This window comes from Modestobacter sp. KNN46-3, assembly GCF_011039295.1.
This window is the reverse complement of the sequence record NZ_JAAKGN010000033.1, coordinates 1-25,116: the sequence shown is the minus strand read 5'-3', so window position 1 is coordinate 25,116 and position 25,116 is coordinate 1. Positions and strand designations below refer to the sequence as shown.

At 73.2% G+C, this 25,116-nt stretch carries 25 protein-coding genes; 20 read left to right on the top strand and 5 right to left on the bottom strand.

Translation table 11 applies throughout. The annotated features are described in order from the left end of the window. The first annotated feature begins 311 nt into the window (after positions 1 to 311). A complete protein-coding gene (locus G5C62_RS09860; protein WP_164700835.1) occupies positions 312 to 1,235 on the top strand; it encodes a heme o synthase in 924 nt (307 codons plus the stop codon). Positions 1,236 to 1,438: 203 nt separating this feature from the next. On the opposite strand, the gene G5C62_RS09855 is transcribed toward G5C62_RS09860, so the two are convergent. After that, complete coding sequence (locus G5C62_RS09855; protein ID WP_241175810.1) at positions 1,439 to 2,365, bottom strand: heme A synthase; 927 nt, start codon at positions 2,363 to 2,365, stop codon at positions 1,439 to 1,441. A 161-nt stretch (positions 2,366 to 2,526) separates the two neighbouring features. Between G5C62_RS09855 and G5C62_RS09850 the strand changes: the two genes are divergently transcribed. The 9 genes from G5C62_RS09850 to G5C62_RS09810 all read left to right on the top strand — a co-directional run bounded on the left by G5C62_RS09850 (position 2,527) and on the right by G5C62_RS09810 (position 10,192). After that, on the top strand, positions 2,527 to 3,375 hold the full coding sequence (locus G5C62_RS09850) for a metalloregulator ArsR/SmtB family transcription factor (protein WP_164700834.1): 849 nt from the start codon (positions 2,527 to 2,529) through the stop codon (positions 3,373 to 3,375). Then, on the top strand, positions 3,372 to 4,811 hold the full coding sequence (gene sufB / locus G5C62_RS09845) for a Fe-S cluster assembly protein SufB (RefSeq protein ID WP_164700833.1): 1,440 nt from the start codon (positions 3,372 to 3,374) through the stop codon (positions 4,809 to 4,811). The genes G5C62_RS09850 and sufB overlap by 4 nt, the downstream gene beginning before the upstream one ends. Next, positions 4,811 to 6,142 carry a Fe-S cluster assembly protein SufD gene (sufD, locus tag G5C62_RS09840; protein ID WP_164700832.1) on the top strand — a complete coding sequence of 444 codons (1,332 nt, stop codon included), beginning with the start codon at positions 4,811 to 4,813 and terminating at the stop codon, positions 6,140 to 6,142. Before sufB ends, sufD begins: the two co-directional genes overlap by 1 nt. Next, positions 6,139 to 6,483 (top strand): non-heme iron oxygenase ferredoxin subunit, encoded by a 345-nt coding sequence (locus G5C62_RS09835; protein ID WP_036338668.1) that lies wholly within the window; start codon positions 6,139 to 6,141, stop codon positions 6,481 to 6,483. The genes sufD and G5C62_RS09835 overlap by 4 nt, the downstream gene beginning before the upstream one ends. Before the next feature lie 14 nt (positions 6,484 to 6,497). Continuing rightward, entirely contained in the window at positions 6,498 to 7,331 is an 834-nt protein-coding gene (sufC, locus tag G5C62_RS09830) for a Fe-S cluster assembly ATPase SufC (RefSeq protein ID WP_241175809.1), read from the top strand. Beyond that, complete coding sequence (locus tag G5C62_RS09825) at positions 7,328 to 8,653, top strand: cysteine desulfurase (RefSeq protein ID WP_164700831.1); 1,326 nt, start codon at positions 7,328 to 7,330, stop codon at positions 8,651 to 8,653. Before sufC ends, G5C62_RS09825 begins: the two co-directional genes overlap by 4 nt. Next, a complete protein-coding gene (sufU, locus tag G5C62_RS09820) occupies positions 8,653 to 9,114 on the top strand; it encodes a Fe-S cluster assembly sulfur transfer protein SufU (RefSeq protein ID WP_164700830.1) in 462 nt (153 codons plus the stop codon). The genes G5C62_RS09825 and sufU overlap by 1 nt, the downstream gene beginning before the upstream one ends. Position 9,115: 1 nt before the next feature. Then, positions 9,116 to 9,487 (top strand): metal-sulfur cluster assembly factor, encoded by a 372-nt coding sequence (locus G5C62_RS09815; protein WP_036338662.1) that lies wholly within the window; start codon positions 9,116 to 9,118, stop codon positions 9,485 to 9,487. Between the two features lie 132 nt (positions 9,488 to 9,619). Continuing rightward, complete coding sequence (locus tag G5C62_RS09810) at positions 9,620 to 10,192, top strand: GNAT family N-acetyltransferase (protein WP_206330562.1); 573 nt, start codon at positions 9,620 to 9,622, stop codon at positions 10,190 to 10,192. Positions 10,193 to 10,277: 85 nt separating this feature from the next. On the opposite strand, the gene G5C62_RS09805 is transcribed toward G5C62_RS09810, so the two are convergent. Beyond that, entirely contained in the window at positions 10,278 to 12,113 is a 1,836-nt protein-coding gene (locus tag G5C62_RS09805; protein ID WP_164700829.1) for an SCO7613 C-terminal domain-containing membrane protein, read from the bottom strand. A 125-nt stretch (positions 12,114 to 12,238) separates the two neighbouring features. On the opposite strand from G5C62_RS09805, the gene G5C62_RS09800 reads away from it, so the two are divergent. The 8 genes from G5C62_RS09800 (at position 12,239) to G5C62_RS09765 (ending at position 19,266) form a co-directional block, all read left to right on the top strand. Continuing rightward, positions 12,239 to 13,840, top strand: coding sequence for an ABC-F family ATP-binding cassette domain-containing protein (locus tag G5C62_RS09800; RefSeq protein WP_164700828.1), 1,602 nt, complete (start codon positions 12,239 to 12,241; stop codon positions 13,838 to 13,840). Positions 13,841 to 14,028: 188 nt separating this feature from the next. Next, the gene (locus tag G5C62_RS09795; protein ID WP_036338653.1) at positions 14,029 to 14,259 is read left to right on the top strand and encodes a helix-turn-helix domain-containing protein; all 231 of its coding nucleotides are present in this window, start codon (positions 14,029 to 14,031) and stop codon (positions 14,257 to 14,259) included. Further along, complete coding sequence (locus tag G5C62_RS09790) at positions 14,256 to 15,029, top strand: enoyl-CoA hydratase/isomerase family protein (RefSeq protein WP_164700827.1); 774 nt, start codon at positions 14,256 to 14,258, stop codon at positions 15,027 to 15,029. The genes G5C62_RS09795 and G5C62_RS09790 overlap by 4 nt, the downstream gene beginning before the upstream one ends. An 85-nt stretch (positions 15,030 to 15,114) precedes the next feature. Next, complete coding sequence (locus G5C62_RS09785; protein ID WP_164700826.1) at positions 15,115 to 16,998, top strand: ABC transporter ATP-binding protein; 1,884 nt, start codon at positions 15,115 to 15,117, stop codon at positions 16,996 to 16,998. A gap of 131 nt (positions 16,999 to 17,129) precedes the next feature. Continuing rightward, positions 17,130 to 17,405, top strand: a complete 276-nt coding sequence (locus G5C62_RS09780; RefSeq protein ID WP_164700825.1) for a hypothetical protein — start codon at positions 17,130 to 17,132, stop codon at positions 17,403 to 17,405. Positions 17,406 to 17,520: 115 nt separating this feature from the next. Beyond that, positions 17,521 to 17,988, top strand: a complete 468-nt coding sequence (locus tag G5C62_RS09775; RefSeq protein WP_036338644.1) for an SgcJ/EcaC family oxidoreductase — start codon at positions 17,521 to 17,523, stop codon at positions 17,986 to 17,988. Beyond that, the gene (locus G5C62_RS09770; protein ID WP_164700824.1) at positions 17,985 to 18,809 is read left to right on the top strand and encodes a sulfurtransferase; all 825 of its coding nucleotides are present in this window, start codon (positions 17,985 to 17,987) and stop codon (positions 18,807 to 18,809) included. The genes G5C62_RS09775 and G5C62_RS09770 overlap by 4 nt, the downstream gene beginning before the upstream one ends. 85 nt (positions 18,810 to 18,894) lie before the next feature. Continuing rightward, positions 18,895 to 19,266, top strand: coding sequence for a hypothetical protein (locus tag G5C62_RS09765; protein WP_164700843.1), 372 nt, complete (start codon positions 18,895 to 18,897; stop codon positions 19,264 to 19,266). Between the two features lie 7 nt (positions 19,267 to 19,273). On the opposite strand, the gene G5C62_RS09760 is transcribed toward G5C62_RS09765, so the two are convergent. From G5C62_RS09760 to G5C62_RS09750, 3 genes are all read right to left on the bottom strand, one after another. After that, positions 19,274 to 19,960 carry a sirohydrochlorin chelatase gene (locus G5C62_RS09760; protein ID WP_164700823.1) on the bottom strand — a complete coding sequence of 229 codons (687 nt, stop codon included), beginning with the start codon at positions 19,958 to 19,960 and terminating at the stop codon, positions 19,274 to 19,276. Positions 19,961 to 20,025: 65 nt separating this feature from the next. Continuing rightward, a complete protein-coding gene (locus tag G5C62_RS09755) occupies positions 20,026 to 20,787 on the bottom strand; it encodes an SDR family oxidoreductase (protein ID WP_164700822.1) in 762 nt (253 codons plus the stop codon). Continuing rightward, entirely contained in the window at positions 20,787 to 23,648 is a 2,862-nt protein-coding gene (locus tag G5C62_RS09750) for an aconitate hydratase (protein WP_164700821.1), read from the bottom strand. Before G5C62_RS09750 ends, G5C62_RS09755 begins: the two co-directional genes overlap by 1 nt. A gap of 270 nt (positions 23,649 to 23,918) precedes the next feature. Here G5C62_RS09750 and G5C62_RS09745 point away from each other — a divergent pair, with 270 nt between their 5' ends. Further along, entirely contained in the window at positions 23,919 to 24,938 is a 1,020-nt protein-coding gene (locus tag G5C62_RS09745; RefSeq protein ID WP_164700820.1) for a phosphatase PAP2 family protein, read from the top strand. 9 nt (positions 24,939 to 24,947) lie between these two features. Further along, the coding region (locus G5C62_RS09740; RefSeq protein ID WP_346774117.1) for a Sir2 family NAD-dependent protein deacetylase at positions 24,948 to 25,116 on the top strand (169 nt) is incomplete at its 3' end.

The following is a 25,116-nucleotide window of genomic DNA, read 5'->3' as shown; positions in this document are numbered from 1 at the left end:
GAGCTCCCTCGGGGATCGGTCGGTGTCGGACCCGCCCGGGGGCGCGGGGGGCAGTTCACCCCGGGCGGACGACGATGCGCACCACGGCCGCCCCGGTCGGCGCGGTCGGAGGTCGTGAGCGTGGGCGCGCCGTCGTCCTCGACGTCCGCCCTACCCGCATCACGCGCAGAGTCAACGTGATCAAACCCTAGTGGTGTCCGGCGATTCCCTGTAGGTGGGCCGGGCTACAGTGGGCGGGCTACCCCATCCCCGGCGGAGAAGGACCTCGTGGTGCCCTGCTGCCCGCGCGACGCTGCGCTCCTGGGCCCCCGGTGACGGCGATCGCCGACCGCTCCGTCGGTCGCGCCCGGCCGGTGCGTTCCGCCCGCGCGACGGTGGCGGCCTACGTGTCGCTGACCAAGCCGAAGCTGGTCGAGCTGCTGCTGGTCACCACGCTGCCGGCGATGATGCTCGCGGCCGGGGGCTGGCCGGGCACCGGCCTGGTCGTGGCCACCCTGGTCGGCGGCATGCTCGCCGCCGGGGCCGCCAACACGATCAACTGTTGGTACGACCGGGACATCGACCGGCTGATGTCGCGCACCCGCGACCGACCGATCCCCAGCGGGGTGATCGCGCCCCGCAACGCGCTGGTCTTCGGTGTGCTGCTGGCGTGGGTGTCCCTGGTCCTGCTCGGGCTGTTCACCACTCCGCTGGCCACGGCCCTCGCGGCGGCCGCGGTGCTCGCCTACTCGGTGCTCTACACGATGGTGCTCAAGCGCCGCACCAGGCACAACACCGTGTTCGGTGGGCTGCCGGGTGCCGCTCCGGTGCTGATCGGCTGGGCCGCGGTCACCGGCTCGCTGGACTGGCCCGCCTTCGTCTTCTTCGGGATCGTCTTCTGCTGGCAGATGCCGCACTTCTGGGCGCTGGCCAGCCGTTTCCGCTTCGACTACTTCCGGGCCGGCGTGCCCATGCTCTCGGTGGTCGCCGGGCCGGTCACCGTCGGGCGCCAGTCCGTCGCCTGGGCCTGGGGCACGCTGGGCACGTCGTTGCTCATGGTGCCGGCGACGCCGCAGCTGGGTTGGGTCACCGGCGCCGCCACCGTGGGCCTGGGCGCCTGGTACGTCGCGGAGTCGCACGCCTGGCTGCGGCGGATCAAGGCCGACGTCCCGGACCGTCCGATGCGGCTGTTCTCGGTGTCGATCACCTACATGACGCTGCTGTCGATCGCCCTGGTGGCCGACGTCCTCGTCTGACGGAGGACGTCCCCACCCACCGCGCGGCCAGCGGTGGCGTGCCCAGCGGGTGAGGCGATGTGCACCCACGGCCGGTTCTGGCCCCTGGACCAGCCGCAGCTGCACATCACCGGAGCCGAGGGCCGAGCACGCGCGGGTGTGGGCGCGGCCGGGCTCGCTCCGTCGCGCCCGCTCGGCGCCTGCTCGACGCCGAGTTGGCCTCGTCAGTGGGTGGCGGCGGCGCGCTCCGGCGAGGCCTCGACCGGCAGCTCGGAGGCGGGACCGCGCACCGACCACACCAGCCGGGCGGCGTAGGCGGTGGTCAGCACCGCGCCGGCCATGTGCAGCAGCACCAGCAGGATGGGCAGCCCGGTGAAGTACTGCACGTAGCCGACGACGCCCTGGGCCAGCAGGACGACCAGCAGGTCGCGGGCGGCCCGGCGGACCCGGCCGGGGGAGTCGGTCGCGTACAGCGCCACCAGCAGCGCGATCGTCAGCCCGAGCAGCAGGAAGACGGCGTCGGCGTGCAGCTGGCTCATCAGCGCCGGGTCGAAGCCGGTGCGGCCGGCCTCGGGGTCGCCGCTGTGCGGGCCGCTGCCGGTGACCACCGTGCCGAGCACCAGGACGACCGCCGTGGTGGCTGCGATGCCGTACGCCAGCAGGGCGAAGGGGCGGCGCACGACCAGCTGGCCCACCCCCGGCTCCCGGGACCGCAGCCACATGACGGTCGTCAGGGCCACGAGGGCCGTGGAGACCAGGAAGTGCGCGGCGACCGTGTAGGGGTTGAGCCCGGTGAGCACCGTGACGCCGCCCACCAGGCCCTGCGCGGGGATGCCCAGGAAGGCGACCACGGCGAGCGGGCGGAGGTCGCGGCGGGCGGAACGGAACACCGCGATCAGGGTGGCGGCCGCGATGGCCACCAGGACGAACGTCAGCAGCCGGTTGCCGAACTCGATGACGCCGTGGGCGGCGAGCTCCGGCGTCGTGGTGAAGCTGTCCTCGGTGCATCGGGGCCAGGTCGGGCAGCCCAGCCCCGAGCCGGTCAGCCGGACGAACCCGCCGGTGAGGACGATCAGGCCGTTGGCGACGACGCTGGCCAGCGCCAGCCGGGAGACCGTCGAGTTGCGCACCCGCGAGGGAAGGACCGACACGGCACCGATGCTACTGACCGTGGGGCTCCTCGCCGCTGGTCCGATCGCTCCGCCAGCGGCCCACCTGGGCGGTTCCGCCGCCGTGTGACGCGCCTCTCCGGCAGCCCGCAGGTAAGGCGGACCTTCCTTGCGGGCTCGCCGATTAAGGACACAATCGTGTTGTGGAATCCGCTGCGGCCCGAGCCGCCGTCCCCTCCGCCGGTGCGCCGGCCGAGGACGGGCGCACCCGTGACCGGGTGAGCAGCCTCCTCCTCGAGCACGGCCCGCAGACCGCCGCCGAGCTGGCCGGTCGGCTGGGCATCTCCCCGGCCGCGGTGCGCCGGCACCTCGACGGCCTGGTCGCCGCCGGCCGGGTCACCGAGCGCGAGGCGCCCGGCGGTCAGCGGGGGAGGGGCCGGCCTGCCCGCCGGTTCGCCCTCACCGACGCCGGACGGGAGTCCTTCCCGCACGCCTACGACGACCTGGCGCTCACGGCCCTGCGGTTCGTCGCCGAGCACGGCGGGCCGGACGCCGTCCGCGCCGTCGCCGAGCAGCAGCTCTCCGGGCTGGCGCAGCGGTGCTCCACCGCCGTCGAGTCCGCGCTCGAGGCGGCCGCACCGGGCGCCGGTGAGGTCGACCGGGCGCAGGTGCTCGCCGTCGCGCTGACCGCCGAGGGCTACGCCGCGACCGCCTCGGCGATCTCCAGCGGCGGGCAGCTGTGCCAGCACCACTGCCCGGTCGCCCACGTCGCGGCCGAGTTCCCGCAGCTGTGCGAGGCTGAGACGGCGGTGATCAGCCGGCTGGTCGGCACGCACGTCCAGCGACTGGCCACGATCGCCCACGGCGACGGGATCTGCACGACCCACATCCCCGCGCAGCTGGCCCTCCGGGCCGGACTCCGCGCCGGCTCCCAGGCCGGGAACAAAGCCACCCCTGCACGCCCTGTACCTGCTGGTCGCGCCACGCCCTCCGGCGCCGGCGCCAGCACTCGCACCACCCCCTCGATCGACCGGGAGAGGACCCCCGCATGACCACCACGCAGCCGGTGCCCAGCGCGCCGATGACGCAGGACGAGACGATCGATGCGCTCGGCCGTTACAAGTACGGCTGGTCCGACACCGATGCCGCCGGTGCCTCGGCCACCCGCGGCATCAACGAGGACGTCGTCCGCGACATCTCGCGCCGCAAGAACGAGCCCGAGTGGATGCTCGAGCGCCGGCTGAAGGCGCTGAAGATCTTCGAGAAGAAGCCCATGCCCGACTGGGGTTCCGACCTCTCCGGCATCGACTTCCAGAACATCAAGTACTTCGTGCGGTCCACCGAGGCGCAGGCCACCTCGTGGGAGGACCTGCCTGACGACATCAAGAACACCTACGACAAGCTGGGTATCCCGGAGGCGGAGAAGCAGCGGCTGGTCTCCGGTGTCGCGGCCCAGTACGAGTCCGAGGTCGTCTACCACAAGATCCGCGAGGACCTCGAGGAGCAGGGCGTCCTGTTCCTGGACACCGACACGGCGCTGCGCGAGCAGCCCGAGCTGTTCCGCGAGTACTTCGGCTCGGTGATCCCGGCCGGTGACAACAAGTTCTCCGCGCTGAACACCGCCGTGTGGTCGGGTGGCTCATTCATCTACGTCCCCAAGGGCGTGCACGTCGAGATCCCGCTGCAGGCCTACTTCCGGATCAACACCGAGAACATGGGCCAGTTCGAGCGCACCCTCATGATCATCGACGAGGGCGCCTACGTGCACTACGTCGAGGGCTGCACCGCGCCGATCTACAAGACCGACTCGCTGCACTCCGCGGTCGTCGAGATCATCGTCAAGAAGAACGCGCGCTGCCGGTACACGACCATCCAGAACTGGTCGAACAACGTCTACAACCTGGTCACCAAGCGGGCCGTGGCCCACGAGGGCGCGACCATGGAGTGGGTCGACGGCAACATCGGCTCCAAGGTGACGATGAAGTACCCGGCCGTCTGGATGACCGGTGAGCACGCCAAGGGCGAGGTCATGTCCATCGCCTTCGCCGGCGAGGGCCAGCACCAGGACGCCGGCGCCAAGATGGTGCACGCCGCCCCGCACACCTCCTCGACCATCGTGTCGAAGTCGGTGGCGCGCGGTGGTGGCCGCACCTCCTACCGCGGGCTGGTCCAGGTCGACGAGGGTGCCTACGGCTCGAAGTCGACGGTGAAGTGCGACGCGCTGCTGGTCGACACCATCAGCCGCTCGGACACCTACCCCTACGTCGACGTCCGCGAGGACGACGTGTCGATGGGCCACGAGGCGACCGTCTCGCGGGTCAGCGACGACCAGCTCTTCTACCTGATGAGCCGAGGGCTCTCCGAGGACGAGGCGATGGCGATGGTCGTGCGCGGCTTCGTCGAGCCCATCGCCCGGGAGCTGCCGATGGAGTACGCCCTCGAGCTCAACCGCCTGATCGAGCTCCAGATGGAAGGTGCCGTCGGCTGATGTCGGCTCCACAGAACACCGGTACTGACGACCAGACCACCCTCACCACGGACTCGGCCACCCTCGCCGGCGAGCTCTTCGCTCCCGGCGTGGGGGCCCAGGCCGGGCCGCCGACCACCCCGGCGGCCGGCACCGGCACCGCCGGCGACACGCCCCCCGGGTCGCACTCGCACGGCGGGCCGGCGCCGACCGGCTCGCCGGCCGAGCGGCTCACCTCCACCGACCCGGACGCCTTCGGCGCACCGACCGGTCGCGAGGAGGAGTGGCGCTTCACCCCGATGCGCCGCGTCCGCGCGCTGCTGGACGGCGCACCGTCGGACGCCCACCTGACGTGGGAGTCCGACCTGCCCCAGGGTGCGGAGCTGACCTCGGTGGAGGCCGGTGACCCGCTGCTCAAGGGCCTGCCCGAGCCGGTCGACCGGCTGGCCGCGCTGACCCGTCAGCGCAGCGGCGGCGCAGCCGTGCTCCGGATCGCCAAGGAGGCCGTGCTCGACCGCCCGGTCACCCTGGGTCTCGCCGGCACCGGCAGCGACGACGTCGTCTGGGGCCAGCTGGTCGTCGAGGTGGGGGCGTTCGCGCAGGCGACCGTCGTCCTCGACCACTCGGGGCTGGCCCGCTACTCCGGCGGGGTCGCCTTCCTGCTCGGTGACGGTGCGCAGCTGACCGTCGTCTCGGTGCAGGACTGGGCGCCGGGCACGGTGCATGGCGGGCAGTTCGACGCCGTCGTCGGCCGGGACGCCTCGCTCAAGGAGGTCGTGGTCACCCTCGGCGGTGACCTGGTCCGGCTGGTCAGCAACGTGCAGTACGCCGGCCCCGGTGGCTCGGCCGACCTCTACGGCGTGTACTTCGCCGACGAGACCCAGCACCAGGAGCACCGGCTCTGGGTCGACCACGGCACGCCGAACTGCCGCAGCAACGTCGTCTACAAGGGCGCGCTGCAGGGGGAGAAGGCGCACACCGTCTGGGTCGGCGACGTGCGGATCCGGCCGGCCGCGACCGGCACGGACACCTACGAGCTGAACCGCAACCTGGTGCTCACCGACGGCGCCCGCGCCGACTCGGTGCCGAACCTGGAGATCGAGACCGGCGAGATCGTCGGCGCCGGTCACGCCAGCGCCACCGGCCGGTTCGACGACGAGCAGCTGTTCTACCTCTGCTCCCGCGGGATCGACGCCGAGACGGCCCGCCGCCTCGTGGTGCGCGGCTTCTTCGCCGACGTCGTGCAGCACATCGGCGTCCCCGCCCTGCAGGACCGGCTGATGGGCACCATCGAGGCGCGCCTCGGTGCCCTGCCGGACCTCGAGGAGCAGCCGGTCGAGGTCGGCGCGTGACGTACGAGCGGGTCTGCGCGCTGTCCGAGGTGCCCGAGGAGGGTTCCCTGCGGATCGAGCTCGCGGACATCGACGTCGCCGTCGTCCAGCTCGACGGTGAGGTGTACGCGATCCAGGACGTCTGCTCGCACGCCGACGTCCCACTGACCGACGGCGACGTCGACGACGTCGACGGGGCGCCCACCATCGAGTGCGCCCTGCACGGCTCGTGCTTCGACCTGCGCACCGGCCAGCCCACGAACCTCCCGGCCACCGAGCCGGTCCCCGTCTACCCGGTCCGGGTGGAGGGTGACGACGTCCTGGTGGACGTCGACGCCCCCCTCGCCGCGACCAGCATCTGAGGAGCGACACACCCGTGACCAGCCCCACCGCGACCCCCGCCGCCACCGGCCTCTCGGCCGGGAGCGTGCTCGAGATCCGCGACCTGCACGTCACCGTCGGCGACGGGGACGAGACCAAGGAGATCCTCCGCGGCGTCGACCTGACCGTCCGCGCGGGCGAGACCCACGCGATCATGGGCCCCAACGGGTCGGGCAAGTCGACCCTGGCCTACTCGATCGCCGGGCACCCCAAGTACACGATCACCGGCGGCACCGTCACCCTCGACGGCGAGGACGTCCTCGCGATGACCGTCGACGAGCGCGCCCGGGCCGGCCTGTTCCTGGCCATGCAGTACCCGGTCGAGGTCCCCGGCGTCTCGGTGTCGAACTTCCTGCGCACCGCGGCCACCGCGATCACTGGCGAGGCGCCGAAGCTGCGCACCTGGGTCAAGGACGTCCGGACCGAGATGACCGCGCTCGAGATGGACAGCGCCTTCGCCGAGCGCAACGTCAACGAGGGCTTCTCCGGCGGTGAGAAGAAGCGCCACGAGATCCTGCAGATGCGCCTCCTCAAGCCCAAGATGGCGATCCTCGACGAGACGGACTCCGGCCTGGACGTCGACGCGCTCCGCGTCGTCTCCGAAGGCGTGAACCGGGCCAAGGCCGACAGCCCGGTCGGCGTCCTGCTGATCACGCACTACACGCGGATCCTCAAGTACATCAAGCCCGACTTCGTGCACGTCTTCGTCGCCGGCCGGGTCGTCGACGAGGGTGGCCCGGAGCTCGCGCAGAAGCTCGAGGACGAGGGCTACGCCGCCTACGTCAAGGACTCGAACGAGCAGGCCGCCAGCGAGGCTGCATCCGCATGACCGAGACCGTCTCGCGTCCCGCCGGGGCGCACCAGGTGCCGCTCCCGCTGGACGTCGAGGCGATCCGGGCGGACTTCCCGATCCTGTCCCGCACCGTCCGGGACGGGAAGCGGCTGGTCTACCTCGACTCCGGCGCGACCTCGCAGAAGCCGACCAGCGTCCTGGACGCTGAGCGGTGGTTCTACGAGAACGTCAACGCCGCTCCGCACCGCGGTGCGCACCAGCTGGCCGAGGAGGCCACCGCGGCCTACGAGGCGGCGCGCACCACCATCGGGGCCTTCATCGGGGCGCCGGAGAACGAGGTCGTCTTCACCCGGAACAGCACCGAGGCGATCAACCTGGTCGCCTACGCGCTCTCCAACGCGGCGACGGCCAAGGAGCCGGAGTTCCGCCGGTACGCCGTCGGCCAGGGCGACGAGATCGTCGTGACCGAGATGGAGCACCACGCGAACCTGCTGCCCTGGCAGCAGCTGTGCGAGCGGACGGGGGCGACCCTGCGCTGGCTGGGGCTCACCGACGACGGCCGGCTCGACCTGTCGGACCTGGCCACCGTGGTGAACGAGCGCACCAAGCTCGTCGCGGTCACCCAGCAGTCGAACATCCTGGGCACGATCAACCCGCTGGGCGACATCGTCGCCCGGGCCCGGGAGGTCGGCGCCCTGGTGCTGGTCGACGGCGCCCAGTCCGTGCCGCACCAGCGGGTCGACGTCACCGAGCTGGGTGCGGACTTCCTGGTGTTCTCCGGCCACAAGATGCTGGGCCCCACCGGGGTCGGCGTGCTGTGGGGCCGCTACGACGTGCTCGACGCGCTGCCGCCCTTCCTCACCGGCGGCTCGATGATCGAGGTCGTCCGGATGGAGGGCAGCACGTTCATGCCCCCGCCGCAGCGCTTCGAGGCCGGCGTGCCGATGACCGCACAGGTCATCGGGCTCGCCGCCGCCGTGGAGTACCTGCAGCGACTCGGCATGGACGCGGTGCAGGCCCACGAGGAGGCCCTCACCGAGTACGCGCTGGAGCAGCTGCAGGCCATCCCCGGCGTCACCGTGATCGGCCCGCCGGACACCGTGGCCCGCGGGGGCGCGATCAGCTTCACCGTCGAGGGCATCCACCCGCACGACGTCGGTCAGGTCCTCGACGACCTGGGCATCGCCGTCCGGGTCGGGCACCACTGCGCCTGGCCGGTCGTGCGTCGCTACGGCGTCCCGGCCACCACCCGGGCGACGTTCTACGTGCACACCGGGTACGACGACGTCGACGCACTCGTCGAGGGCGTGCGGGAAGCCCAGCGCTTCTTCGGTGTTGCACCCAGCGAGGTGAAGTGATGCAGCTGCAGTCGATGTACCAGGACATCATCCTGGACCACTACCGCAACCCCCACGGGCGCGGACTCCGCGACCCGTTCGAGGCCGAGGTGCACCACGTCAACCCGACGTGCGGTGACGAGGTCACCCTGCGGGTGCACCTGGACGGCGAGACCATCGCCGACGTCTCCTACGAGGGCATGGGCTGCTCGATCAGCCAGGCCTCGGTCTCGGCGATGTACGACCTGGTGATCGGCAAGAGCGTGACCGAGGCGATGCACACCGGCGAGCAGTTCATGACGCTGATGCAGAGCAAGGGCAACGCGACCGTGGCCGAGGAGCTCGAGGACGACCTGGAGGACGCCGTCGCGTTCGCCGGCGTCTCGAAGTACCCGGCACGGGTCAAGTGCGCACTGATGAGCTGGATGGCGCTGAAGGACGCGAGCGCCCGCGCCCTCTCCACGACGAATGAGGCGAACTGAGATGACCGAGCCCACCACCCCCGACGCCGGCCTGTACGGCGGCAAGTCCGCCCTGATCGAGGACCTCGAGGAGGCCATGCGCGACGTCGTCGACCCCGAGCTGGGCGTCAACGTCGTCGACCTCGGTCTCGTCTACGGGCTGGACGTCGACACCGACGCCAACGTGGCGATCATCGACATGACGCTGACGTCGGCGGCCTGCCCGCTGACCGACGTGATCGAGGACCAGGCCCGCCAGGCCCTCACCGGCGGCCCCGGCCCCGGCCTGGTCGGCGACATCCGGATCAACTGGGTCTGGATGCCGCCGTGGGGCCCGGACAAGATCACCGACGACGGCCGCGAGCAGCTGCGGGCCCTCGGCTTCCGGGTCTGAATGAAGGACCCCTCTGCCCCCCACGCCTCGGAAGCTCGGGGCGGGACCCTGCAGAGGGGCCGACCGCTGACTGCGGTGTTCGACCAGCTGGCTGTGGGGGAGACCCCGCCGGCTGACGCGACCGTGACGACAGTGCCGGCGCCTGCCCTCCTCGACGGACGGCGGGCGCCGGCACTCGCCGTCGGGGGGACCGGCTGGCACGTCGTGGCCGCCGACGTCGACCCCGGCTGGGTGGCCGCGCAGGTCGCGCGCGAGCCGATCGAGGCGCCGCTGGGCGCCCGCTTCCTGTCGGCGCTGGCCGACCAGGTGGGCGCGGAGGCCGGGGTGCTGGACGCGCTGCTGATCGCTCCGCCGGCCCCGGTACGCCCGAGCCTGGAGCTCGCGGAGGTCGCGCCCGGCGAGCACCCGAGGGTGCGGCGGGCGCTGCGGCACCGCTCCGGCGTGCGGGTGTGGACGACGCCGGACAGCGCCGCCCTGCTGGTCCTCGGCCGTGGTGTCGCCGGCCGGTGGGAGGCCAGTGTGGAGGTCCACCCGTCGGCCCGGGGCCGTGGTCTGGGCACCGCGCTGGCTGCTGCCGCCCCGGCGCTCGTACCCGGCGGCGAGCCGCTGTGGGCACAGGTCGCCCCGGCCAACACCGCCTCGCTGCGGTCCTTCCTCGCGGCCGCCTGGCGCCCGGTCGGCGCCGAGGTGCTCTTCGGCTCCTGACCCCCGCGGCTCGTCGTGCTCGGAGTCCGGGGGTCGGTAGCTCTTGCGCCCGCGGTCGGCTGTTACAGCCGCTGTAGCGGGGGAGTCAGCGCAGGTCAGCGACGCGGGCGAAGGCTGCCCGGGCTCGGGTCCGTCGCTGCTCGTAGACCGCGCCAGCGGCGAGCATGACCGCGCCGGCTGCGCCGACGGCGAGCAGACCGGTCAGGGGCAGGTGGACGACGAGCCGACCGAGGGCCACCGCCGTCAACGACGCAGCCCCGACCACCAGCGGGGCCTGCACCTGCCAGCGACTGCCCGCGGTCGCGGAGGACGTGGCGGCGAGGACGACCAGCACCAGCCGCAGCACGTCCGGCTCGGTGGCCGCCAGCCAGACCGACGGGACGAAGGCGACCACCAGCCCCGGGCCCCAGGCCGGCCAGGACGCGCCGCTGGCCAGCCGTCGTCCTGAGTACAGCCACAGCACCGTGGCGGCCGGGAGCGTGTAGGCCTCCGGCACCCCGATCCCGGCGCTGCCGGCGGCCAGCCAGGCGGCCACGACCAGCGCGCCGCACCCACCGGCCCGGACGCGTGCCCGGTCGGTGACCGCGCCCGAGGCGATGAAGCCCGCGCCGACGACGCCCAGGGCGAGGGCCAGGCCGGTCAGGTGTCCGGTGCCGACCAGCTGCGCCAGCCCGGCAGCGGCGACCGCCGCGGCCGTCCAGGTCAACGGCAGCTCCGCCGGCTGCCCGCGCAGGGCGGTTCCGGCGCCGAGGGCCAGCAGGCACAACAGCACCAGCAGCTGACCGGCCGGCGCCGACCCGAGACGGCCGTCGGCCTCGGTCAGCAGCACGGCGGCGGCCAGGCAGCCCACCACGGCCGGCAGCGCCCAGCGGCGGTCGCTGGGCCGCCGGGCGGCGACCACCAGCGCGGGGACGGCGGCGACCGCGACCAGGGCAGCCAGCGCCGACCATCGCCCCGACCCGAGCAGCTGGACGACGGCCAGCCCGGTGAGCACCGCGGCGGCGGCGAGACCCGACGGGCGGAGCAGGCCGGCGGGTCCCGGAGAGGCCACCGCACCGACCACCGTCGCCAGCGCCAGGCCGAGGTAGCCGCTGGTCATGACCCCCACCGGCCCCGGAGCCTGCAGCAGCCCGGCGAGGGCCGCCCCGGCCACCAGTCCGGCCAGGACCGGGACGGCGGCCGGGGGACCCAGCAGGGGCTGCAGGTCCGCTCGGCGGCGCAGCGCGAGCAGGGCGCCGGCCGCCAGCAGCATCAGCGCCGAGGGCACCAGCGCGGCGGCGACCGACTCCGTCGTCCACACGTGCGCGACGGCCTCGACGACCCCCGTCACCCACCAGGCGGCCGCGGTGACCAGGGTGACCGCCGCGACGGCCCGGCGGACGGCCAGCGTGACGACCAGCCCGGCGACGGCGGTGGCCAGCACGGCGCAGGCGTGCGGGGCCAGCGACAGCCCGGAGCCGGTCAGCGCGCTCAGCACCGCCCCCTGCCCGGCTCCCCAGGCGGCGATCGGCCAGGTGAGCGTCGTCCGCGTGATCAGGCCGAGGACGACGAAGACCGCGGCGAGCAGGGACAGCAGCACCGCGCTCGGGCCGCCGGGGCCGTCCCCGGCCGACCACGCGGCCGCGGCGGCGAGCACCACGGCGGCGGAGGCGAGCGCCTCCTCGCTGCTGCGGAGCCCCCGGTGCCCGGCTCGCAGCGACCCCAGGGTCGCCGCGACGGTGAGCAGGGCGACCACGAGGAGACCCGGGACGGAACCGGCATCGGTGAGCGTGGCCGCGCCGGCGGCGACCACGGCGACCGCGCCGGCGCCCAGGAGCACCTGCTGGGGGGCGACGTCGCCCGTGCCGGTGTCCGTCGGCGCCGTGTCCGGCGGGGGACTGCCCAGCGGCGGTGGGTAGACCACCTCGGGGCTGCCGGGCACCGCTCACCTCCGCTGTCTGGACCGTCGCGTGCGACCACCGCTGCTGCCCTGCGTACCCCAGGTGACGTGCAGGTCACCCGGCAATCCGGTCGGCCGATGGCGGTCGAGCGCCTATCATGGGGTCAGTGATCACGACGACCGGCCTCGAGCTGCGTGCCGGCGCCCGGATCCTCATCAGCGACGCCGATCTGCGGGTCCAGCCCGGTGACCGCATCGGGCTGGTCGGGCGCAACGGTGCTGGCAAGACGACGACCCTGACCACCCTCGCCGGGGAGCGCGTGCCGCACGCCGGCAAGGTCGAGGTGACCGGCGAGCTCGGCTACCTCCCGCAGGACCCGCGCAGCGGCGACCTCGACATCACCGCCAGCGACCGGGTGCTGTCCGGCCGTGGCCTGGACGTGCTGAAGGCGAAGCTGACCAAGGCGCAGGTGGCGATGGCCGAGCCCGCCGACGACGCCGAGATGGACCGCGCCGTCCGGCAGTACGGGCGGCTGGAGGACCAGTTCGCGGCACTCGGCGGGTACGCCGCGGAGAGCGACGCGGCCCGGATCTGCACCAACCTGGGCCTGCCCGACCGGGTGCTCCAGCAGCCGCTGCGCACCCTCTCCGGTGGTCAGCGCCGCCGCGTCGAGCTGGCCCGGATCCTCTTCTCCGACGCCGACACGCTGCTGCTCGACGAGCCCACCAACCACCTGGACGCGGACTCCATCGTCTGGCTCAAGGGCTACCTGGCCAGCCACCGCGCCGGGCTGGTCGTCATCAGCCACGACGTCGAGCTGCTGGCCGCCGTCGTCAACAAGGTGTGGCACCTGGACGCCAACCGCGCCACGGTCGACGTCTACAACCTCGGCTGGAAGCGGTACCTGGACGCTCGGGAGACCGACGAGCGACGCCGCCGGTCCGAGCGGGCCAACGCCGAGAAGAAGATCGACGCACTCTCCGCCCAGGCGGACAAGATGCGGGCCAAGGCCACCAAGGCCAAGGCCGCACAGAGCATGGACAAGCGCGCCCAGCGACTGGCCGCGGGCCTGGAGCAGGTCCGGGTGCAGGACAAGGTCGCGAAGCTGCGCTTCCCGACGCCGGCCCCGTGCGGCAGGACGCCGCTGACCGCCGAGCACCTCAGCAAGAGCTACGGCTCGCTGGAGATCTTCACCGGCGTCGACCTGGCCATCGACAAGGGCACCCGGGTCGTCGTCCTGGGCTTCAACGGCGCGGGCAAGACCACCCTGCTGCGCATGCTGGCCGGCACCGAGCAGCCCGACACCGGCGAGGTCAAGGCCGGGCACGGGCTGCGGGTCGGGTACTACGCGCAGGAGCACGAGACGATCGACATGGACCGCACGCTGCTGGAGAACATGCGGTCCTCGGCTCCGGGCAGCACCGACACCGAGCTGCGGAAGATCCTCGGTGCCTTCCTCTTCTCCGGCGACGCCGTCGACCAGCGGACCGGCACGCTGTCCGGTGGTGAGCGCACCCGGCTGGCGATGGCCACGCTGGTGGTCTCCGGCGCCAACGTGCTGCTGCTGGACGAGCCGACCAACAACCTGGACCCGGCCAGCCGCGAGCAGGTGCTCGAGGCGCTGCGCACCTACCAGGGCGCGATCGTGCTGGTGACCCACGACGAGGGCGCGGTGCACGCACTGAACCCCGACAAGGTGATCATCCTGCCCGACGGCACCGAGGACACCTGGAGCGCCGACTTCGCCGATCTGGTCTCGCTCGCGTAACGACGGGGGCCGGTCGCCCCGCGGTGACCTGCAGATTCGGCGGTGCGCGGTCTTGTTGCGGTGGCCGACCCTCCCGGCCTGGGTGATCATGGCCAGTGGGACGCCGAGGTCACCGGGACATCGGCGCCGGGGGATCAGCGGGATGTCGTCGGCAGGAGTCGGCAGCACCCCTGACACGGAGGGGAGTCATGGCCGACTCGAGCACTGCGGACCTGAGCAAGGGCAAGAGGATCACCGGGGACGACCGGACGTCGCTGGCCGGCGAGCTCCGTGAGCGGTACGACAGCGGCGAGAGCATCCGCTCGCTGGCGACCTCGACCAACCGTTCCTACGGCTTCGTGCACCGTCTGCTGTCGGAGTCGGGTGCCACCCTCCGCGGTCGGGGTGGGGCGAACCGGAACGCCAAGAAGTCTGCGTGAGTGAGCAGGCCGATGGCTGGGTGAGGACGGCGCGCGAGGGCGCCGTCCTCACCGTGACCCTCGACCGGGCCGACCAGCTCAACGCGCAGACCCCGGCCACCTGGGCGGCGCTGCGCGCGGTCGGGGAGTCACTGGACGACGGCGTGCGCGTGGTCGTCGTCCGCGGTGCGGGCCGGGCGTTCTCCGCCGGCCTGGACCGCACGCTCTTCAGCGCCGACCCCGGCGTCCCGGGCGGGCTGGCCGAGCTGGGCTCGCTCCCGACCGAGGCGGCCCAGGAGCGCATCCGGGGCTACCAGGCGGCGTTCCGCTGGCTGCGCTCGCCCGGTGTCGTCTCGGTGGCAGCGGTGCAGGGGCACGCCATCGGCGCGGGCGCCCAGCTGGCGCTCGCCTGCGACCTCCGGGTCTTCACCGAGGACGCGCAACTCCGGCTGCCCGAGGCCGGCCTCGGGCTGGTGCCCGACCTCACCGGCACCAGCACGCTGGTCGAGCTGGTCGGCTACAGCCGCGCCGTGGAGATCTGCCTGACCGGCCGGGCGGTGGGCGCGGCGGAGGCCGTGACCACCGGGCTGGCGAACCTCACCGTCCCGACCGCCGAGCTCGACGGGGCGGTGGCCGACCTGGTCGCCGCGCTGCTGGGGCCGGACGCCGACGCCGCCGGGGAGACGCTGGCGCTGGTGCGCTCGGCCGTCCGCAACGGCCCCGACGAGCAGGACGCCGCCGAGCGGGCGGCCCAGGTGCGGCGGCTGCGGAGACTGGCCGGGCGGGACTGACCGGACGGAACAGGACGGCCGCCCCGGCTGTTCGGCTCGGTGGTCAACCGGATCCAGCAACAGGGGGCGTGTCGTGGACTCACCGATGACGTCCATGGCGGCGATGCGGTCGTTCAGCACCGACCGCTCGGTGACCTCGCGCGGCGTCCCCAAGGGGACGGTGCGCCGGATCCTGGGAATCGCCGGTCCCTACCGGCGCGAGCTCATCGGCTTCCTGGCGCTGGTCGTGTTCTCCGCGGTGATCGGGGTCGTCACCCCGTTGCTGGCCGGCGACATCGTCAACCGGATCGCCAACCTGACCGGCACGGCCGGCGACATCGTCCGGATCGCGCTGTTCATCGCCGGGCTGGCCGTGCTCGACGCTGCCAGCTCGCTCGTGCAGCGCTGGTACTCCGCCCGGATCGGCGAGGGTGTCATCTACGACCTGCGCACCCGGGTGTTCGAGCACGTCCAGCGGATGCCGGTCGCCTTCTTCACCCGCACCCAGACCGGTGCCCTGGTCAGCCGGCTGAACAACGACGTCATCGGCGCGCAGCGGGCCTTCACCTCCACGCTGTCCGGGGTCGTCTCCAACGTGATCGCCCTGGTGCTGACCGCCGGGGTCATGTTGAGCCTCTCCTGGCGGATCACCCTGCTGTCGATCGTGATGGTGCCGCTGTTCGTGGTGCCGGCCCAGCGGATCGGCAAGAAGCTGCAGACGATCACCCGGGAGTCCTACGGGCTCAACGCCTCGATGAACGCCACGATGACCGAGCGGTTCAACGTGGCCGGGGCGCTGCTGGTCAAGCTCTTCGGCCGGCCCGAGGTCGAGGCGGACTCCTTCCGCGGCCGGGCGTCCCGGGTGCGCGACATCGGCGTGCTCTCGGCGATGTACGGCCGCACCTTCTTCACCGCCCTCACCCTGGTCGCCGCGCTGGCCACCGCCCTGGTCTACGGGCTCGGTGGTTGGCTGGCGTTCACCGGGCAGCTGTCCGCCGGTGACGTCGTTGCTCTGGCGCTCCTGCTGGCGCGGCTCTACGGGCCACTGACCGCGCTGGCCAACGTGCGGGTCGACGTGATGAGCGCGCTGGTCAGCTTCGACCGCGTGTTCGAGGTGCTCGACCTGGCGCCGATGATCGCCGAGGCCCCCGACGCGGTGCCGGTCCCGACCGAGGACCGGTCGCTGGAGTTCGACTCGGTCTCCTTCCGCTACCCGTCGGCGGCGGAGGTGTCCCTGGCGTCGTTGGAGGACGTCGCCGTCCCCGAGCACGGGCAGCCCGCCGAGGTGCTGCACGACGTCTCCTTCCGGGCGGAGCCCGGCCAGCTGGTCGCCCTCGTCGGCACCTCGGGCGCCGGGAAGTCGACGATCGCCGCTCTGGTGTCCCGGCTCTACGACGTCACCGAGGGCGCGGTGCGGGTCGGCGGGGTCGACGTCCGGCAGGCCACCGCCGCCTCGCTGCGTGACTCGATCGGCGTGGTCAGCCAGGACGCCCACCTGTTCCACGACACCATTCGGGCCAACCTCCGCTACGCCAAGCCCGAGGCCACCGAGGACGAACTGTGGTCGGCGCTCACCGGGGCCCGGATCGCCGCGCTGGTGCACTCGCTGCCCGACGGGCTGGACACCGTGGTCGGCGACCGCGGGCACCGGATGTCCGGCGGGGAGAAGCAGCGGCTGGCGATCGCCCGGGTGCTGCTGAAGGCGCCGGGCATCGTGATCCTGGACGAGGCGACCGCACACCTGGACAGCGAGTCCGAGGTCGCGGTGCAGCACGCGCTGGACGCGGCGCTGGCCGGGCGCACCTCGCTGGTGATCGCGCACCGGCTGTCCACCATCCGCGGTGCCCACCAGATCCTGGTGGTCGACGCCGGCCGGATCGTCGAGCGCGGCACCCACGACGAGCTGCTCGCCGCCGGCGGCCACTACGCGGACCTCTACCGGACCCAGTTCGCCCCGGCCGGAGAGGACCGCGCCGTCCAGGTCGGATGAGCGGTGCGTCCGGGGTGGGACACCCACCGTGGTGGCCGTGCCGGTGAGCGAGGGTGAGGACTGCGCGCCGGTCGTGCCCATGGCACGTTCCCCCCGACGGCGCACGTCACCCAAACCGTGGGAGGCCCACCATGACCATCCAGCCGGCGCCATCCGTCGCCTCCGGTCGGCCGTGCCCGGTGACCGTGCCGCCGGCCGGCGACGTCCCGTCCCTGGAACTCTTCGTCGGGGACGCCGAGTTCACCATCGACAGCGGCGGGCCGCTGCTGGTCCGCGGCCACGGCGTGCCGCTCGACGAGCGGGTCCGCTTCCACGAGAAAGACGAGATCGGCGGCAAGGACGTCCGGGTCTGGCACGTGTCCCAGCGGGACGGCGGGTTCGTGGCCGAACCTCTCGGCGCCTTCTGAGCGACACGTCCGGACCCAGGTCGGACCGCGGCTCGAGGGCACGGGGTCGGCCCCGGCGGGGCGGGCACACTACGGTCACTCCTGACCCACTCGTACCACCCGCAGGAGCACTCCCTTGAGCGCAGGTCATCCGCAGGACACCCAGATCCGGGCGCTGTACGCGCGGTACCTGGCGGGATGGAACCAGCGCAGCGGCGTGACGGTGTCCTCGGTCTTCGCCGACGACGGCGAGCTCATCGACCTCGACGGCACCCTGCGCAGCGGCCGGCTCAGCATCGCCGCCGACATGCGCCGGATGTTCACCGAGCACGCCACACCCACCTTCGTCGGCGTGGTGCGCTCGGTGCGCAGGCTGACCGACGGCGTGGTCGTGCTGCACGCGGTGGCCGGGATGGTGCCGCCCGGGGGCGACGCCGTCGACCCGTCCCGGCACACCGTCCATGCCCTCACCGCCGTCGAGGACGGGGGGCGCTGGAAGGTCGCCCTGCTGCAGAGCACCCCGGCCCGCTACGGCGGCCGGGCCGGCGCCCTGAACGCGCTGACCGAAGAACTGGAGGCGGCGCGGCACGAGGCAGCACGGTGACCGTGTTGATCGCGGCCGAGGAGCTGCTCGACCGCACCGGGGACGTCGTCCTGCTCGACGTCCGCTGGGCGCTCGGGAGGTCGGACGGCCGGGACCGGTACCTGGCCGGCCACCTGCCGGGCGCCGTCTACGTCGACCTGCCCACCGAGCTCGCCGCCGACGCGTCACCCGAGGCGGGGCGGCACCCGCTGCCCTCGGTACAGGCACTGCAATCAGCGGCCCGCGGGTGGGGGATCTCCACCGGCTCGCGGGTCGTCGTCCACGACGCGACGGGCGGCCTGGCGGCGGCCCGGGCCTGGTGGCTGCTCCGCTGGGGCGGCCTCACCGACGTCAGGATCCTCGACGGCGGACTGATGGCCTGGACCGCGGCCGATGGCGAGCTGGAGGCTGGTGACGTCGTCCCCGACCCCGGCGACGTGGTGCTGACCGGCGGCGGGATGCCCTTGCTCACCGCGGACGAGGCGGCTGCGCTGCCCGCGACGGGCGGGGTGCTGCTGGACGCCCGGGCCGGTGAGCGCTACCGCGGCGAGGTCGAACCGGTCGACCCGCGGGCCGGCCACGTGCCCGGTGCGGTCAGCGCACCGACCACGGAGAACCTGGTCACCGGCGGTCGCTTCGCTACAGCGGCTGCACTGACCGAGCGGTTCGCCGCGCTGGGCGTCCGACCGGGGACGACGGTGGGCGTCTACTGCGGCTCCGGCGTCACCGCCGCACACGAGGTGGCCGCGCTCGCCGAGGCCGGCATCGAGGCCGCGCTGTGGCCCGGTTCGTGGTCGCAGTGGTCCGCCGACCCCGACCGCCCGGTCGCCACCGGCCCCTGAGGGGCCAAGATCGCGATTGTGGCCCTGCGGGGGTGGACAGCGTCGTGGGGGATCGTTCCGGGCCGGTAGCCTGCGCCGCGTGATCATGGTCGCCGCGGTCGTGGGTGTCGTGTTGCTGGGCTGCCTGGCCGTCTTCCAGGTGTCGCTGATCGGCGGTGCGCCGCTGGGCCGGTTCGCGTGGGGCGGGCAGCACGTCGTCCTGCCGACGGCGCTGCGGATCGGCAGCGCGGTGTCGCTCGTGCTCTACGGGCTCTTCGCCGCGCTCATCCTGCAGGTGGCCGGTGCGCTGGACGTCCTCCCGCGCGGCGTGGCCGACGTGGCCATCTGGGTGCTCACGGCGTACTTCGCCGTCGGGGTGTTGATGAACGCCGTCTCGCGCAGCGTCCCGGAGCGCCTGGTGATGACGCCGGTCGCGCTGGCGCTGGCCGTCGTCTGCCTGGTGCTCGCCCTGCAGTGACGCCGGATCAGGCGGGGGTGAGGGCCGCGTCGTAGCGGTCGAGCAGGACGGCGGCGATCCGCTCGTCGGGCAGCAATGGCGCAGTGACGCAATCCGCGCCGGCGCCCTGGAGCTTGTCGTGGAAGTGCCCGGGCGCGAGCAGGTAGGCGGCGACGACGACCCGCTGGGCGCCGGCCGCGCGCGCGGCAGCGACCGCGTCGGGCACGGGGGGTTGGGCGGCCGATCCGTAGCCGGTGGTGACGGGGCCGGCCCAGTCGCGCTGGAGCAGTGCCGCGGTGTCCTCGACGTCCTTCACCGACCGCGGGTCGCTGGACCCGGCGGCGGCCAGGACGATCGCGGTGGCCGGGTCGGCGCGGTCGGCGCCCGCAGCGACCAGCCGGTCGGTGAGCACGCCCACCAGCCGGGCGTCGGGGCCCAGCGGCCGGGCCGCCACCGCCGACGGGTGGTCGGCGACGGCACCGGCGATGTCGACGTGCACGTGGTATCCGCCGGACAGCAGCAGCGGGACGACGACGGCCGGGGTCGCCGACTCGCCCAGCCCGCGGACGACGTCGACGACCGTGGGTGGCTGCACGTCGACGAAGGCCGCGGTGGTGGTGAGCCCCGGTCGCAGGGCGCGGGCGGCGAGCGCCAGCTGACCGATCAACCGCCGGCCCGTGGGGTTCCGGGTGCCGTGCGCGCAGGCCACGAGCACCGGCAGGCCCCCTCGTAGGGGCCCGCCGCGAGCTTGCGAGTGGTGGGGGATGAGGGGGTCCTTTCTCACAGAGCGCGGGTGACGCCGCCGTCGACGGCGAGCATGGTGCCGGTGACGTAGGAGGCGGCGGGGGAGAGAGCGAAGGCGGCGACCGCGCCGAACTCCTCCGGGCGGCCGACCCGGCGGAGCGGGATGGACGCCTCGGTGCGGGCGCGCGCGGCCGACGGGTCGCCGGAGGCCGCCTCGATCTCGGTGACCCGGTCGGTGGCGATCGTGCCGGGCAGCAGCCCGAACACCCGGATGCCGCGGGGCCCGAGCTCGTCGGCGAGCGCCTTGGTGGTCATCGCCAGCCCGGGCCGCAGGCCGTTGGAGATGGCCAGGTGCCCGATCGGCTGGCGCACCGAGGTGGAGAGCACCAGCCCGATCGCGGCGTCGGGGGACAGGTGCGGCACGAGCGCCCGGATCAGCCGGAGCGGCCCGAGCAGCACGCTCTCGACCCCGGCCCGCCAGGCGTCCTCCGGGACCTCGAGCACACTGCCCGGTGCCGGCCCGCCGACGGAGACCAGTGCGCCGTCGACCCGGCCCAGCCGGTCGACCGCCGCGCCCACCAGCTCCTCGGCGGCCGCGGGGTCGGCCAGGTCGGCGGCCAGCCCGGACGCCGCCGGCGCCCCGCCGAGCGAGGCGACGGCGGCGTCGACCGACTCAGGGGACCGGGAGCTGATCAGCACCCGGGCCCCGTCGTCGACGAGGGCCCGGGCGGTCGCGAACCCCAGCCCCCGGCTCGCGCCGGTGAGCAGGAGCCCGCGGCCGCCCAGGCCCAGGTCCATCAGGCGGAGACGGTGCCGCGGAGCGAGCGCAGCACGTACTGCATGATCCCGCCGTTGCGGTAGTAGTTCGCCTCGCCGGGGGTGTCGATCCGGACGCGGGCGTCGAACTCGACGTCCCCGGCGCGGACCTTCACCGTGCGGGGGATCGTGCCGTCGTTCAGCGCGGTGACCCCGGTGATGGTGAACTCCTCGTCCCCAGTGAGGCCCAGCGACTCGGCCGACTCGCCCTCGGGGAACTGCAGCGGCAGCACGCCCATGCCGATCAGGTTCGACCGGTGGATGCGCTCGTAGCTCTGCGCGATGACCGCCTTGACGCCGAGCAGCGCCGTGCCCTTGGCCGCCCAGTCACGGGAGGACCCGGAGCCGTACTCCTTGCCGGCCAGCACCACCAGCGGCACACCGGCGTCGGCGTAGGCCCGCGAGGCGTCGTAGATCGACGTGGTCTCGCCGGTCAGGTGGTTCTTGGTGACGCCACCCTCGGTGCCGGGCACCAGCAGGTTGCGCAGCCGGATGTTGGCGAAGGTGCCGCGGATCATCACCTCGTGGTTCCCGCGCCGGGAGCCGTAGGAGTTGAAGTCGCGACGCTCGATGCCGTGCTCCTGCAGGTACTTCCCGGCGGGGCTGTCGGCCTTGATGGAGCCGGCCGGCGAGATGTGGTCGGTGGTGACCGAGTCACCGAGCACGGCCAGGGTGCGCGCCCCGGAGATGTCCTCGACGGGGGCCGGCTCGGCCGGCATCCCGTCGAAGTACGGGGGCTTGCGGACGTAGGTGCTCTCCGCGTCCCACTCGAAGGTGTCGCCCTCCGGCGTGGGCAGCGCCTGCCACTGCTCGGTGCCGGCGAACACGTCCTCGTAGCTGCGGCCGAACTGCTCCGCGGAGACGGCGTGGTCGATGACCCGCTGGACCTCCTGCGGCGAGGGCCAGATGTCGCGCAGGTACACGTCGTTGCCGTCGGTGTCCTTGCCCAGCGAGTCGTTGTTCAGGTCGACGTCCATCGACCCGGCCAGCGCGTAGGCGATGACCAGCGGGGGGCTGGCCAGGTAGTTCATCTTGACGTCTGGGTTGATCCGGCCCTCGAAGTTCCGGTTGCCCGACAGGACCGAGACGACGGCGAGGTCGGCCTCGTTGACGGCGGCCGAGACGGGCTCGGGGAGCGGGCCGGAGTTGCCGATGCAGGTGGTGCAGCCGTAGCCGACCAGGTAGAAGCCGAGCTTCTCCAGGTAGGGGGTGAGCTCGGCCTTCTCGTAGTAGTCCATGACCACCTTGGACCCCGGCGCCAACGTCGTCTTCACCCACGGCTTGCTGGTGAGGCCCCGCTCGACGGCGTTCTTCGCCAGCAGCGCGGCGCCGATCATCACCTGGGGGTTGGACGTGTTGGTGCAGGAGGTGATGGCGGCGATCACCACGTGCCCGTGGTCGACGTAGGTCTCGGTGCCGTCCTCCATCACGACCTTGGTCGGCTTGTTCGGCCGGTCGGGGAGGACGTGGTCGGACACGAACGGGTGCGGCTTGCCGGCCTCGCCGTTGCCGTGCCCGAACGGGCTCACCGGGTCCGACGCCGGGAAGGACTCCGCGGACGCCTCGTCGGCGGCGGACTCGACGCCGTAGGGCTGCTCGTTGGACGGGACGCCGGGCTTCCGGTCCTCCCCGCCGGTCTCGCCGTCGGAGACGTAGGCCGGCAGCGCCTCGCGCCAGGCCTCCTTGGCGTCGGTGATCGCGACCCGGTCCTGCGGGCGCTTCGGGCCGGCGATGGAGGGGACGACGCTGGCCAGGTCCAGCTCGAGGTACTCGGAGAAGACCGGCTCGCGGGACGCGTCGTGCCAGAGGCCCTGCTCCTTGGCGTAGGTCTCGACCAGCTTGACCTGCTCGGCGCTGCGGCCGGTCAGCTCCAGGTAGGTGATGGTCTCCTCGTCGATCGGGAACATCGCCGCGGTGGAGCCGAACTCCGGGCTCATGTTGCCGATGGTGGCGCGGTTGGCCAGCGGGACCGCGGAGACGCCGGCGCCGTAGAACTCGACGAACTTCCCGACCACGCCGTGCTCGCGCAGCATCTCGGTGATCGTGAGGACCAGGTCGGTGGCGGTCGCGCCGTCGGGCAGCTGGCCGGACAGCTTGAAGCCGACGACCCGGGGGATGAGCATCGACACGGGCTGGCCGAGCATCGCGGCCTCGGCCTCGATGCCGCCGACGCCCCAGCCCAGCACGCCCAGGCCGTTGACCATGGTGGTGTGGCTGTCGGTGCCCACGCAGGTGTCGGGGTAGGCGAGGGTGCGGTCGCCCTCCTGCCGCGGGAAGACCACGCGGGCCAGGTGCTCGATGTTGACCTGGTGCACGATGCCGGTGCCCGGGGGGACGACCTTGAAGTCGTCGAAGGCGCCCTGGCCCCAGCGCAGGAACTGGTAGCGCTCGCCGTTGCGCTGGTACTCGATCTCGACGTTGCGCTCGAAGGACTCCGGCGTGCCGAAGACGTCGGCGATGACCGAGTGGTCGATGACCAGCTCGGCCGGGGCCAGCGGGTTGATCTTCTGCGGGTCGCCGCCGAGGTCGGCCATCGCCTCGCGCATGGTGGCCAGGTCGACGATGCAGGGGACGCCGGTGAAGTCCTGCATCACCACGCGGGCCGGGGTGAACTGGATCTCCTGGTCCGGCTCCGCGGACGGGTCCCAGTTCGCCAGAGCGCGGATGTGGTCGGCGGTGATGTCCGCGCCGTCCTCGGTGCGGAGGAGGTTCTCCAGCAGGACCTTCAAGCTGAAGGGCAGCTTGTCGGCGCCCTCCACCGCGTCGAGCCGGAAGATGTCGTACTCGGTGCCGTCGACGTCGAGCGTCGTACGGGCTCCGAAGCTGTTCTTGCTGGCTGCCACTGCTTGCGCCTCACCCTCGCTGGTCCTGCGCGCGTCCTGCGCCTCGATGTGCCACCCCCGATCATCCCAGCCCCCGGCCGGGTGTGTGGAGCAAGGCCACCCTTTCCTCACCCTGGGTGAGCAGTCTCATGACGGACGGCGGTCGGCGCGGGGTGCGGCGGCGACCTCACGTGTCCGGCCCGTCACCGCAGCCCCGAGGGACCCGCACCCGCGGCGCGCCGTGCACCGGCGGCCCCCACGCGTGCGCTGGGTCACCTAGCGTGCCGCGCCATGACCCCCGCGGACACCACTGGGACGACGACGTCCGCAGTCGAGCTGCCGGTCCCGGCCGACCGGTACCGCGGCGCTCGCCTGCTGGGGACCGGTGGGCTGATGGCCACCTTCCTCGCCACCTGCCTCGTCACCGGCCTGCCGACCGACCGCCTGGTGCTGCTGGGCTGGGTGCTGGCGGTGCTGGCGGTGCAGTCCCTGGGCCGGGGGTGGCCGGTGCTCCTGCGGCTGCTCGCCGACTGGCTGCCGCTGGCCGGGGTCCTGCTGCTCTACGACCTCAGCCGCGGGTTCGCCGACGGGCTGGGCGTGCCGGTGGCCGTCGGTGAGCTCGCAGCCGCCGACCGCTGGCTCGCCGGTGGCGTGCTGCCCACCGTCTGGCTGCAGGAGCACTGGGGCGGCGAGGCGTGGGCGGTGTTCGCGTCGCTGGTCTACAGCAGCCACTTCGTGGTGACGCCGGTGGTGCTCGGCATCCTCTGGCTGCGCGACCGGAGCCGCTGGACGGCGTACGCCCGGCTGGTGGTGGGGCTGTCGGCGGCCGGGCTGGTCACCTACGTGCTGTACCCGGCGGCCCCGCCGTGGCTGGCCGCGAAGGACGGCGCCATCGAGCACGTGGACCGGCTGAGCAACTCCGGCTGGGCCGTGCTGGGGCTGCAGAAGGCCGGTGCCGTGCTGTCGGCCGGGCAGGGGCAGGTGAACCAGGTGGCGGCGGTGCCCTCGCTGCACACCGCCTTCGCCGTCCTGACCGTGCTGGTGCTGCTGCCGGTCGCGCACCGGGTCTGGCAACGGGTGGCGCTGGTCGGCTACGCGGTGGCGATGCCGGTCGTGCTGGTGTGGTCCGGCGAGCACTACGTGGTGGACACGCTGCTCGGGGCGGTCTACGCCGGGGCGGTGTGGCTGCTGGTGCCGCGGCTGGTCGCGGCGGCGTCCCGCGCGGTCCGGCGCCCGGCGCTGCCGCCCGAGGTCGCCGCGTCACCGCGGTCGGAGGTCGGCGCGCCGCTGCCGGAGGCGGTGGCTGCCTAGCCTGGGGAGGTGACCCCTCCCGCCTGGCTCACCGAGGCGCGCCGGATCTGCGTGCTCACCGGGGCCGGCATCTCCACCGACAGCGGCATCCCCGACTACCGCGGCCCCAACGGCGTCTGGACCCGCGACCCGGACGCGGAGAAGCTGGTGACCCTCTCGTACTACGTGGCCGACCCGG

Coding starts and splice junctions, on each gene's coding strand:
- sufB (WP_164700833.1), top strand. CDS start 3,372: ATGACCACCACGCAGCCGGTGCCCAGCGCGCCGATGACGCAGGACGAG.
- sufD (WP_164700832.1), top strand. CDS start 4,811: ATGTCGGCTCCACAGAACACCGGTACTGACGACCAGACCACCCTCACC.
- G5C62_RS09825 (WP_164700831.1), top strand. CDS start 7,328: ATGACCGAGACCGTCTCGCGTCCCGCCGGGGCGCACCAGGTGCCGCTC.
- sufU (WP_164700830.1), top strand. CDS start 8,653: ATGCAGCTGCAGTCGATGTACCAGGACATCATCCTGGACCACTACCGC.
- G5C62_RS09815 (WP_036338662.1), top strand. CDS start 9,116: ATGACCGAGCCCACCACCCCCGACGCCGGCCTGTACGGCGGCAAGTCC.
- G5C62_RS09795 (WP_036338653.1), top strand. CDS start 14,029: ATGGCCGACTCGAGCACTGCGGACCTGAGCAAGGGCAAGAGGATCACC.
- G5C62_RS09785 (WP_164700826.1), top strand. CDS start 15,115: ATGACGTCCATGGCGGCGATGCGGTCGTTCAGCACCGACCGCTCGGTG.
- G5C62_RS09780 (WP_164700825.1), top strand. CDS start 17,130: ATGACCATCCAGCCGGCGCCATCCGTCGCCTCCGGTCGGCCGTGCCCG.
- G5C62_RS09765 (WP_164700843.1), top strand. CDS start 18,895: ATGGTCGCCGCGGTCGTGGGTGTCGTGTTGCTGGGCTGCCTGGCCGTC.
- G5C62_RS09755 (WP_164700822.1), bottom strand. CDS start 20,787: ATGGACCTGGGCCTGGGCGGCCGCGGGCTCCTGCTCACCGGCGCGAGC.
- G5C62_RS09745 (WP_164700820.1), top strand. CDS start 23,919: ATGACCCCCGCGGACACCACTGGGACGACGACGTCCGCAGTCGAGCTG.